12 protein-coding genes and 3 pseudogenes are annotated in these 10,550 nt (G+C 64.4%); 7 read left to right on the forward strand and 8 right to left on the reverse strand.

Annotated features, from left to right (window positions below; all coding sequences use genetic code 11):
* Nucleotides 1–79: 79 nt before the first annotated feature.
* The 8 genes and pseudogenes from rpsC to rpsJ all read right to left on the reverse strand — a co-directional run bounded on the left by rpsC (nt 80) and on the right by rpsJ (nt 4,451).
* Nucleotides 80–902: pseudogene (gene rpsC / locus RHBS_RS17600) on the reverse strand (30S ribosomal protein S3).
* The gene (gene rplV / locus RHBS_RS17605) at nt 902–1,324 is read right to left on the reverse strand and encodes a 50S ribosomal protein L22 (RefSeq protein WP_037188319.1); all 423 of its coding nucleotides are present in this window, start codon (nt 1,322–1,324) and stop codon (nt 902–904) included. Before rplV ends, rpsC begins: the two are co-directional and overlap by 1 nt.
* On the reverse strand, nt 1,321–1,602 hold the full coding sequence (gene rpsS / locus RHBS_RS17610) for a 30S ribosomal protein S19 (protein ID WP_008718309.1): 282 nt from the start codon (nt 1,600–1,602) through the stop codon (nt 1,321–1,323). Before rpsS ends, rplV begins: the two co-directional genes overlap by 4 nt.
* A gap of 13 nt (nt 1,603–1,615) precedes the next feature.
* Complete coding sequence (gene rplB / locus RHBS_RS17615) at nt 1,616–2,470, reverse strand: 50S ribosomal protein L2 (RefSeq protein WP_128646135.1); 855 nt, start codon at nt 2,468–2,470, stop codon at nt 1,616–1,618.
* Nucleotides 2,471–2,490: 20 nt separating this feature from the next.
* Nucleotides 2,491–2,796 carry a 50S ribosomal protein L23 gene (rplW, locus tag RHBS_RS17620; protein WP_027496310.1) on the reverse strand — a complete coding sequence of 102 codons (306 nt, stop codon included), beginning with the start codon at nt 2,794–2,796 and terminating at the stop codon, nt 2,491–2,493.
* Nucleotides 2,793–3,470, reverse strand: coding sequence for a 50S ribosomal protein L4 (rplD, locus tag RHBS_RS17625; protein ID WP_008718317.1), 678 nt, complete (start codon nt 3,468–3,470; stop codon nt 2,793–2,795). The genes rplW and rplD overlap by 4 nt, the downstream gene beginning before the upstream one ends.
* A pseudogene (gene rplC, locus RHBS_RS17630) lies at nt 3,467–4,131 on the reverse strand (50S ribosomal protein L3). Before rplC ends, rplD begins: the two are co-directional and overlap by 4 nt.
* Nucleotides 4,132–4,145: 14 nt before the next feature.
* A complete protein-coding gene (gene rpsJ / locus RHBS_RS17635) occupies nt 4,146–4,451 on the reverse strand; it encodes a 30S ribosomal protein S10 (RefSeq protein ID WP_003938093.1) in 306 nt (101 codons plus the stop codon).
* 489 nt (nt 4,452–4,940) lie between these two features.
* Here rpsJ and RHBS_RS17640 point away from each other — a divergent pair, with 489 nt between their 5' ends.
* The 7 genes and pseudogenes from RHBS_RS17640 to RHBS_RS17670 form a co-directional block, all read left to right on the forward strand.
* A complete protein-coding gene (locus RHBS_RS17640) occupies nt 4,941–5,435 on the forward strand; it encodes a hotdog fold domain-containing protein (RefSeq protein WP_128646136.1) in 495 nt (164 codons plus the stop codon).
* A gap of 12 nt (nt 5,436–5,447) precedes the next feature.
* Nucleotides 5,448–6,356 carry a prephenate dehydrogenase dimerization domain-containing protein gene (locus tag RHBS_RS17645; RefSeq protein ID WP_121870444.1) on the forward strand — a complete coding sequence of 303 codons (909 nt, stop codon included), beginning with the start codon at nt 5,448–5,450 and terminating at the stop codon, nt 6,354–6,356.
* A gap of 35 nt (nt 6,357–6,391) precedes the next feature.
* Nucleotides 6,392–7,344: pseudogene (locus RHBS_RS17650) on the forward strand (diiron oxygenase).
* A gap of 120 nt (nt 7,345–7,464) precedes the next feature.
* Entirely contained in the window at nt 7,465–8,436 is a 972-nt protein-coding gene (locus RHBS_RS17655; RefSeq protein WP_121870445.1) for an ATP-binding cassette domain-containing protein, read from the forward strand.
* Nucleotides 8,433–9,290, forward strand: coding sequence for an ABC transporter permease (locus RHBS_RS17660; RefSeq protein ID WP_121870446.1), 858 nt, complete (start codon nt 8,433–8,435; stop codon nt 9,288–9,290). The genes RHBS_RS17655 and RHBS_RS17660 overlap by 4 nt, the downstream gene beginning before the upstream one ends.
* Nucleotides 9,291–9,300: 10 nt before the next feature.
* Nucleotides 9,301–10,155, forward strand: coding sequence for an ABC transporter permease (locus RHBS_RS17665; protein WP_121870447.1), 855 nt, complete (start codon nt 9,301–9,303; stop codon nt 10,153–10,155).
* Between the two features lie 45 nt (nt 10,156–10,200).
* A partial coding sequence (locus tag RHBS_RS17670; RefSeq protein ID WP_187298537.1) for a glycosyltransferase family 2 protein occupies nt 10,201–10,550 on the forward strand: 350 nt, incomplete at its 3' end.

Genomic DNA, 10,550 nt, shown 5'->3' on the forward strand with positions numbered 1-10,550 from the left:
TACCTGAGTCCGCCCCTTTGGCGGGCACCCCGAACGCTTCGGGTGGTGCTGCTTGCGGTGCTTGACCCCGGCGGGGGGATCAACATGCGTCAGCCTCCTGAGTGGGCTCGGTCGAGGTCGGAGCCTCGGTTGCGGATGCCGCGCGGCCGGCCTCGGTGCTGGTCGCCGTGGGTGCCCCGAGGGCACCGCTGCGACGCGGACGAGTGGGACGCTCACGACGGGGGACGGTCTGCACCGGCGGCCGGAGCCGCAGCGGCAGCGAGTTCACGCCGTCCGCCGACGATGTCGCCCTTGTAGATCCAGACCTTCACGCCGATGCGGCCGAAGGTGGTCTTGGCCTCGTACAGCCCGTAGTCGATGTCGGCACGGAGCGTGTGCAGGGGAACGCGTCCCTCGCGGTAGAACTCCGAGCGAGACATTTCGGCGCCACCGAGACGGCCGGAGCACTGAACACGAATGCCCTTGACGTTCGGCTGACGCATGGCCGACTGGATGGCCTTGCGCATTGCGCGACGGAATGCGACGCGGTTGCTGAGCTGCTCGGCAACACCCTGGGCCACGAGCTGAGCCTCGGACTCGGCGTTCTTGACCTCGAGGATGTTGAGCTGAACCTGCTTGCCGGTCAGCTTCTCGAGAGCTCCGCGGATGCGGTCGGCCTCGGCGCCACGACGACCGATGACGATGCCCGGACGTGCCGTGTGGATGTCCACGCGAACACGGTCACGGGTGCGCTCGATCTCGACCTTCGCGATGCCTGCGCGCTCCATGCCGGTGGCAAGAAGCTTGCGGATCTCGACGTCTTCCTTGACGTACTCCGAGTACTGCTTGTCTGCGTACCAGCGCGACTTCCAGTCAGTGGTGATACCCAAGCGGAAGCCGTGCGGGTTGATTTTCTGACCCACTACTGAGCCCCTTCCTTGGACGCCTGGCCCTTACGACGGTTGCGAGACGTTCCGCCGGTCTTGGGCAGGCTTTCGACGATCACCGTGATGTGGCTGGTGCGCTTGCGGATCCGGAATGCCCGGCCCTGAGCGCGCGGCTGGAATCGCTTGAGGGTTGCACCCTCGTCGACGAATGCAGTGGCGACGATCAGCGTGCTGGGATCGAGATCCAGGTTGTTCTCGGCGTTGGCGGCTGCGGAGGCGATCACCTTGGCGACCGGCTCGCTCGCTGCCTGCGGCGCGAACTTGAGGATGTTCAGGGCGTCCTCGACGGAGCGCCCACGAACGAGATCCACGACGCGACGTGCCTTCATCGGCGTGACGCGAACGTGCTTCGCTACGGCCTTGGCAGTCGGATTGGCGGTGGGGGTGAAGTTGGTCATCGCCTCTTCGCCTTCCGGTCGTCCTTGATGTGACCCTTGAACGTGCGGGTCGGTGCGAACTCCCCGAGCTTGTGGCCGACCATGGAGTCGGACACGAACACCGGCACGTGCTTGCGACCGTCGTGGACGGCGAAAGTGTGACCGATGAAGTCGGGCAGAATTGTCGATCGACGGGACCAGGTCTTGATGACCTGCTTGGTTCCCTTGTCGTTCTGGACGTCAACCTTCGCGAGGAGGTGATCGTCTACGAACGGGCCTTTCTTCAGGCTGCGTGGCATTCTGAACTCCCTCCTAGCGCTTGTTCTTGCCGGTACGACGACGACGGACAATCAGCTTGTCGCTCGCCTTGTTCTTGCGGGTACGGCCTTCCGGCTGTCCCCAGGGGCTGACCGGGTGGCGTCCACCGGAGGTCTTGCCCTCGCCGCCACCGTGCGGGTGGTCGACCGGGTTCATCACGACACCACGAACGGTCGGGCGCTTGCCCTTCCATCGCATGCGGCCGGCCTTGCCCCAGTTGATGTTCGACTGCTCGGCGTTGCCGACCTCGCCGACGGTTGCGCGGCAGCGCACGTCGACGCGACGGATTTCACCGGACGGCATACGCAGCGTGGCGTAGGGGCCTTCCTTACCGAGGAGCTGGATGCTCGCTCCGGCGGAGCGGGCCATCTTCGCGCCACCACCCGGACGGAGTTCGACCGCGTGGATGGTCGTACCCGTCGGGATGTTGCGCAGGGGCAGGTTGTTGCCGGGCTTGATGTCGGCGTTGGCACCCTGCTCGATCGGCGAGCCCTGGGCAATGCCCTTGGGTGCGACGATGTAGCGCTTCTCGCCGTCTGCGAAGTGCAGCAGTGCGATGTTCGCGGTGCGGTTGGGGTCGTACTCGATGTGAGCGACCTTGGCCGGCACGCCGTCCTTGTCGTTGCGACGGAAATCGATGAGACGGTACGCACGCTTGTGACCGCCACCCTTGTGCCGGGTGGTGATACGACCGTGTGCGTTACGTCCACCGCGACCGTGCAGCGGGCGGATCAGCGACTTCTCGGGGGTCGAACGCGTGATCTCAGCGAAATCGGAAACGCTGGAGCCACGACGGCCCGGGGTTGTCGGCTTGTATTTACGGATTGCATGAGTCTTCTCGTCCTCTATATCCGAAGAGTCCCAGTCGCTTACGCGACCGGACCTCCGAAGATCTCGATGGGCTTGCTGTCGGCGGAGAGCGTTACGAGCGCGCGCTTGGTGTCCTTGCGCTTGCCGTAACCGAACCGGGTCCGCTTACGCTTGCCCTGACGGTTCATCGTGTTGACGCTGGTCACGGTGACGTCGAAGATCTTCTCGACGGCAATCTTGATCTGCGTCTTGTTCGAGTCCGGGTGCACCAGGAACGTGTAGGTGCCTTCTTCGATCAGTCCGTAGGACTTCTCGGAGATGACCGGTGCCAGCAAGATGTCGCGGGGATCGGCGATCGTGGTCACTTGCTTGCCTCCTCGTTCTTTGCAGGCCCAGCGATGAAGGTGTTCAGCGCTTCCACGCTGAAAACGACATCATCGGCGTTGAGCACGTCGTAGGTGTTGAGCTGGTCGGGTGCAATAGGGTGCACGCCGTCCAGGTTCTGAACGCTCTTCCAGGCTGCGATGTCCTCGCGGCCGACGACGAGCAGGACCTTCTTGCGGTCCGAGATCTCGGCGAGGAACGTCTTCGCACCCTTGGTGGACGGAACCTGTCCGGCAACCAGTTCGGTGATGACGTGCAGACGCTCGCTGCGGGCCCGATCGGAGAGGGCTCCGCGCAATGCGGCGGCCTTCATCTTCTTGGGGGTCCGCTGGCTGTAGTCGCGCGGCTGGGGTCCGTGGACCGTGCCACCGCCGACGAACTGAGGAGCGCGGGTCGAGCCCTGACGAGCGCGGCCGGTGCCCTTCTGCCGGTACGGCTTCTTGCCACCGCCGCGAACCTCGCCACGAGTCTTCGTGGAGTGGGTTCCCTGACGAGCAGCTGCCAGCTGTGCGATGACGACCTGGTGCAGCAGCGCGATGTTGGCCGGAGCGTCGAAGATCTCCGCGGGGAGATCGACGGTGCCGTTGGTCTTGCCGCCGGCTTCCTTGACATCGAGCGTCAGCTTGGTCTCGGTGTTCTTCTCGAGGCTGGTCATGCCCGTGCACCACCCTTCAATGCAGACTTGACGATCACGACGTTGCCGCGACGGCCCGGGATCGCTCCCTTGATCAGCAGCAGACCGTTCTCGCTGTCCACCTTGTGGACCGAGAGGTTCTGCGTCGTGACGCGGTCGCCACCCATACGTCCGGACATGCGCATTCCCTTGAAGACGCGACCGGGTGTTGCGCAACCACCGATGGATCCGGGACGACGGTGCACGGCCTGTGCGCCGTGGCTCGCGCCCTGACCCTTGAAGCCGTGACGCTTCATGGTTCCGGCGAAGCCCTTGCCCTTGCTGGTGCCGGTGACGTCGACGTATGCGCCGTCCTCGAACACTGCAGCGGTGAGCTCCTGGCCGACCTCGAACTGCGAGGCGTCGGCTACGCGAATCTCCACGATGTGGCGACGCGGCGTGACACCTGCCTTCTCGAACTGGCCGGTGGTGGGCTTGTTCACCTTGCGCGGGTCGATCGCACCGAATGCGACCTGGACGGCGCTGTAGCCGTCACGTTCCTGGGTGCGGATCTGGGTGACCACGTTGGGGCCTGCCTTGATCACGGTCACCGGAACGACGCGGTTGTTCTCGTCGAAGACTGGGTCATTCCGAGCTTGGTGCCCAGAATTCCTGTCGCAGGCCGGTTCTTGTTATCAGTCATCGTTGTCTCCGCGCTCACTGGATGTTGACGTCGACACTGGCCGGGAGGTCGATGCGCATGAGCGCGTCCACCGTCTTCGGTGTCGGGTCGAGGATGTCAATGAGCCGCTTGTGAGTACGCATCTCGAAGTGTTCGCGCGAGTCCTTGTACTTGTGCGGCGAACGGATGACGCAGTACACGTTCTTTTCTGTCGGCAACGGCACCGGTCCGACGACGCGGGCACCCGTACGGGTGACCGTTTCGACGATCTTGCGCGCTGACGCGTCGATCGCCTCATGGTCGTAGGCCTTGAGCCTGATGCGGATCTTTTGTCCCGCCACGCTTAGTGTCCTTTTCTTGCCGCTTGGTCGTAGAACGGGCCGTTCGGCCTGCTCCACCTCGTCTGCACAGTCCCCGAGCCGTGGGAAACCCATCGACGAACTGCCTTCGTGCACACACGACAGTGAAAAACGTTGACGACCAGGCGTGGCCTGATTCCGTTGCCGCTCTTCATCTGTCATGGTTCTCCGGTCCACGCGGTCGGGCGTGTCGCGATTCCGCTCATTCTTCTGCGCTGAAACTTTCGCCTCAACCATCCGAATCGAACGAAACCCGCACCGATCGAGCTGGTGTTCCGGACGCGCTCACGTGGAGCGCTGGTCTCATGTTCTTGCTCAGTCGGCCTTTCGGCCGACTCACCTGTTTCAGGCCGCACGCAAGCGCGTCCCGTGTCCAGGCAACCCGACCAGTATGCCGCAGACCGGGCAGTAGATCAACTCGGGCCCGATCGATTGCCACCGCACTACCTTACCGAGCAGTAAGGTAGCGCCATGACCACTGTCCAGAACACCACCGGCGCAACCTATCGAGCCTGGTCGAAGCTACCGAACAACACTGTCGGCTCCACCCTCTTCTCTGTCGGCATGTGCCTACGGGTTCCGTACTTCGCATCCGTGCTGCCCCGCGTCGTCGCGCTCGAGCCGGGACGCTGCGAGGTCACCGCGCCCAAGTGGTTCGGCATTCGGAACCACCTGGGCACCTTCCACGCCATCGCCGCCTGCAACCTCGCCGAGGTCGCCATGGGCATGCTCGCCGAGGCGACCGTCCCCACTTCGCACCGATGGATCCCCAAATCCATGACAGTTCGGTACCTGACGAAGGCCACCACATCGCTGCGCGCGGTCGCTGAACTCGACGAGGTCCCCGACTTCGGGACGATCACCGATGGCATCGACATCGTCGTGCCCGTCGCGATTCGAGACACCGCGGGCATCGAAGTGGTGCACGCGGACGTCACCATCTGGGTCTCCGCGGCGTCCCGTTGACATACTCGACCGATGAACTCGGTGACGCGGTCGGAGTCCGGTGACTCGGTAGTGGTGGTCGGAGGTTCGGGAGCGGTCGGCCGCTTGATGGTCGACCTCCTGCTCGCGGACCGCGTGCCGGTGACCATCGTGGACGTGCACGGCGGCTCGGCGCCCGGGGGTTCGGCGGCGATCGCCGGCGATATCACCGAACCAGACGCTCCGGTCGAGTCGGTGCTGAGACAAGCCGCCACGGTGATTCTGGCGGTCCCCGAATCCGTGGCACTGCGGGCCGACCTGTCCGCGATTCGCCCCGACACCCTGCTGGTGGAAACCCTCTCGGTGAAGTCCGGCTTCTCCCGCCATGTGCAGGACGCACGTCCGATAGGTGCCGCGGTGGGAATCAATCCCATGTTCGCCCCGTCCCTCGGGATGGCCGGACGCCCGGTCGCCGCCGTCGTGCACCGACCCGGCCCGCCGGTGGATGCCTTCCTGGACAGCATCACGCGGTGGGGCGGCCGAGTGGTCCATCTCGACGCGGCACGCCATGATCGCCTCGCCGCGGCGACGCAGGCGCTGACGCACGCCAGCGTCCTGGCGTTCGGCATGGCTCTGGCCGAACTGGACCTTCCGTTCGTCGATATCGACGCCGTTGCGCCTCCCCCACACGCGACGATGCTTGCCGTGCTCGCTCGCATCACCGGCGGCGAACCCGAGGTCTACTGGGATGTCCAGGCGGGCAATCCGCACGCCGCCGACGCCAGGGCTGCGCTACACCGAGCGACGCAGACGGTGAGCGAGACGGTCGACTCCGGTTCCGAGGCCGACTTCGCCCGCCTGTTGGCGCAGGCCGAAGCCGCTCTGGGCGGGAACGGCGATCGGTATCGAGCATTGTGTGCGGAGATGTTCGGTATCGTTCGAGGCAGCGGTGGTAGCCCATAGCCGCGGTGGGACGAGTGCGGAAGCGGAGGCACACGATGTTGGAGCAACCGTCGTTGCCGGAATTCGACTCCGATGATGTCGTCGAGAGCGCAGTCGTCGCACGGTTGGCGAAGAACTGGTCGCAGCGCGCGACGGTCAAGAAGCCCGAGCCCGAGCTGGACGATTTGTTCGACCTCGCCAAGCAGGATTTCCCCGACGCCTGATCCCCTTCGGTGAGCACGACACCTTCACCGGTGCCACTCCCGAGCAACAGGATCGACTTCGGGCGTGGGGTTGGATCGCGTTCAACAAGAACGTGATGGACGTCGAGCAGCACGTCGTTCATCCCGGTTTTGCGCTGTTGGCGCAAGACGTGTTCGAGACCGGAATGGGTGACACCCTCGCGGTCGCGGTGACCCAGGCCATGGTCGACGAGCAGTACCACACCCTGATGCACCTCAATGCGAGCGCAGCCACTCGGCGCGGACGCGGCTGGGCTCTGTCGGAACGTTCATTGCCGTTCAGCTCCACCGTGCGCAGGCAGCGTGCGGCGCAGGCGAACAGCGACGACCCCTGGTCGGCAGCTATCAGCTCGCTCGCGTTCATGACGGTCGCAGAGATCTCCATCACCTCGTATCTGGACCTGATCGAGGACGACGACGTCATTCAGCCCATCAACCGGGCAACCGTGAAACTGCACAACCGCGACGAGTACTGCCATGCATCGATCGCCGACGACATGGCTGCGATCGTCTTCGACCGACTCGGCTCCGACGACCGGCAGAAGTTCCTGGACGGCCTCGTCGACGGCATGGACGCGTTCTCGAGCAGCGATTTCTCCACCTGGGGACGCATACTCGAACTCGAGGGCATCCGCGGCGCCGAAGAAATGCTCGCCGACGTCGAGCAGGACGTCAGCCGCCGCGCGTTGGTTCAGGATTACAGCGGGTTGCGGTCACTGTGCCGAAAACTCGACGTCGAGAACAGTATCGATATCGACTGGGACTGACTGCGAGGCTCACGCAGCGCCTACCCACACGTAACATCTACGGCGAATTTCGCTATCAAGTAGTGGCCTCGACTCCACGGGGCCCGGTCCCACCACTCCCCCCGACAGCTCGGAGATTCGATGTCGTCAGCTCAACACGCAGCCGTACACGTGGAGGATGTACACAAGTCCTTCGGCGATGTGCAGGCGTTGCGCGGCATCAGCTTCTCCGCAGAGCGGGGAACCGTTCTGGGCATTCTCGGCCCGAACGGTGCAGGCAAGACGACGACCGTGAAAGTGCTGTCCACCCTGATCGCACCCGACAGCGGCAGAGCCTTCGTCGCGGGTCACGATGTGGTGGCCGACGCTCCGGCAGTCCGTCGTTCGATCATGATGACCGGGCAGTACGCGGCTCTCGACGACACGCTGTCCGGCCGCGAGAACATCGAGCTCTTCGGTCGCCTGATGGGTCTGGACAAGAAGGCCGCCAAGGCGCGAGCCAAGGCGTTGCTCGACGAGTTCGACCTCTCCGACACCGGCAAGCGCCCCGTGCGCGGCTACTCGGGCGGTATGCGTCGCCGTATCGACATCGCCTGCGGCCTCGTCGTGCGGCCGGAGGTCGTCTTCCTGGACGAGCCGACCACCGGACTCGACCCACGCAGTCGGCAGGGCGTCTGGTCGTTGGTCGAGGCGCTCAAGGCGCAGGGCATCACCGTGCTGTTGACGACGCAGTATCTCGAAGAAGCAGACGTCCTGAGCGACAACATCATCGTCATCGACAAGGGCACGGTCATCGCGGAAGGCACGTCGGACCATCTCAAGGCCATGACCGGCGGCAGCTACTGCGAGGTCGTTCCCCTCGATCCCGGCCAACTCCGCGCGGCCGCCGAAGCCCTGGGCGACATGGTCCCCGCTGCAGTGCACGCCGAGATCACCGCTGCCTCGGACCGGCTCTCCGTTCCTGCACCCGACGGCGCAGCCACTCTGTCGGAGATTCTGCGCCGGATCGATGCGGTGGGAATCGTGCTCGCCGACATCGCCCTCCGCCGTCCGTCGCTCGACGACGTGTTCCTCACTCTCACCGGGCACTCGCAGACGAGCACCACGCCATGACGGCCACGACACGAGGCGTGGCCGATTCGCAGGCCAGGACCGTGCCGAGGACCGATGTCGGGTCGACGGCTCAGCAGCCGAAGCGGCGGTCGAGGACGAAGCCGTCGGGATTCGTGCAGTGGCAGGCTCTGACCGGGCGCGCACTGTGGACCATGCTGACCAAGGGTGAGTTGTTGGTCGCGGTCATCGCCCCGCTCATCTTCACCGTCGGCTTCTATCTGCCCCTCAAGTTCGTCATGGGTCTGCAGGGAATCGACTACGCCCAGTTCCTGATGCCGATCATCGTGCTGCAGGCCATGGCGTTCACCGCGATCTCGGCGGCACAGCGTGCCTCGGCCGAGGCCATGAGTGGCCTGAACTCGCGGTTGAAGACCATGCCCGTCGTGCGCGGTGTGCCTCTGGTCGCGAGAATCTCGAGCGGTGTCGTCCGCTCGTTGGTCTCGCTCGTATCCGCCCTCGGTTTCGGCTATGTGATCGGTTTTCGCTTCACCGCGGGATTCGGCCAGGCCGTGTTGTTCTGCGCACTCGCCATGCTGATCAGCACCACGTTGTCGATCGGTGCCGATGCGATCGGAACGCTGTCGAAAAGTCCCGAGGCGACCAGCCAGGTACTGACCCTCCCCCAGCTGATTCTGGGTATGGCCTCGTGCGGGTTCGTTCCGGAAAGTGGTTTCCCGGAACTGATCCGACCGTTCGTACGCAACCAGCCGATCTCGCAGTTCTCCTTCGCGATGCGGGACATGGCCGAAGGCGGAGTCAGCTTCCAGGTGTTGTGGCCGTCGCTCGCGTGGGTGGCCGGCTTGATCCTGTTCTTCGTACCGCTCGCCATCTGGGCGAGCTCCAGGCCAGAGTGACGAGTCGGAGATGACGATGTCCGAAGCGTCGGTGAGTACAACCCGCGTGTCCAGCTTGACCTTTCCCGAACCCAACATGGTCCTGGGCGAAGGGTCCGTCCGTGCTCTCTGGACCCACAGCCTGATCCAGGCCAAGCGACTGTTGATGCGATGGATGCGCGATCCGTCGACGATGATTCAGGCGTTGCTGTACCCCGCCTTGATGCTGGTCATGTTCCGTGTCGTACTCGGCAACTCGATTTCCGCGGCGACCGGATCACCCGCGATCTACGGCCAGGTGCCGATGATCGCCCTCGTCGGGGCCATGTTCGGATCCATCGTCAGCGCGGTCGGACTCAAGGGCGAACGCAAATCGGGTTTGCTGTCACGGTTCTGGACGACACCCACGCACCGGGCCGCCGGCCTGCTGGGCAGAATGATTGCCGAAGCAGTTCGGGTGCTCGTCACTACCCTCGTCATCACCAGTGCCGGAGTGGCGATGGGATTCCGCTTCACTCAGGGAGTTCCGGCCGGCATCTTGTTGATCTTGGTGCCGATCGTATTCGGTATCGGGTTCGCGGTCATGGTGACATTCCTGGCCACCGTCGCCGGCGACGCACCTCTGGTCGAAGTCGTGTCGATCTTCGCAACGCTTCTCATGTTCTTCAATGCCGGCTTCGTACCCGTGCTGGCCTACCCGCCGTGGCTCCAACCGGTCGTCGCGGCGCAGCCGATGTCGGTCGCGGTCGATGCAATGCGAAACCTGGCAATGGGTGGTCCGGTCCTGACGCCGGTGTTGCAAACTCTGGCGTGGTCACTCGGAATGGCAGCTGTGTTTCTGATCCCCGCAATCCGCGGCTACAAGAAGGCATCCGCGACCGGCTGATCGAGCAGGCTCCGGCCACCCGTGGCCCCGATAGGAGGTGACGTCGTGGACCGTGCGCGCGCGGCACATCCGTCGATCTCGGTGATCATTCCTGTGAGCTCGCTCGATCCCCTGCTCGACGCGCAGTTGCAGGCATTGGCGGAGCAGGATGCCGACTGTCCGTTCGATGTGCTGATCTCGGACAACGCCGGTGACGGACGAGTCAGCGATCACGTCTCCTCGCACCCTCTACGGGATCGACTGCGACTGACCTGTGTCGACGCCTCTGCGCAGGTCGGCGCGGCGCATGCCCGCAATCGCGGTGCCGAGAATGCCTCCGGCGACCTGTTGATGTTCTGCGACGCAGACGACGTGGTGCATCCGTCGTGGCTACGAACCCTCGCCGAACTGGCCAG

The sequence above is a fragment of the Rhodococcus sp. BS-15 genome, assembly GCF_000813105.1.
Classification (GTDB): Bacteria; Actinomycetota; Actinomycetes; order Mycobacteriales; family Mycobacteriaceae; genus Rhodococcoides.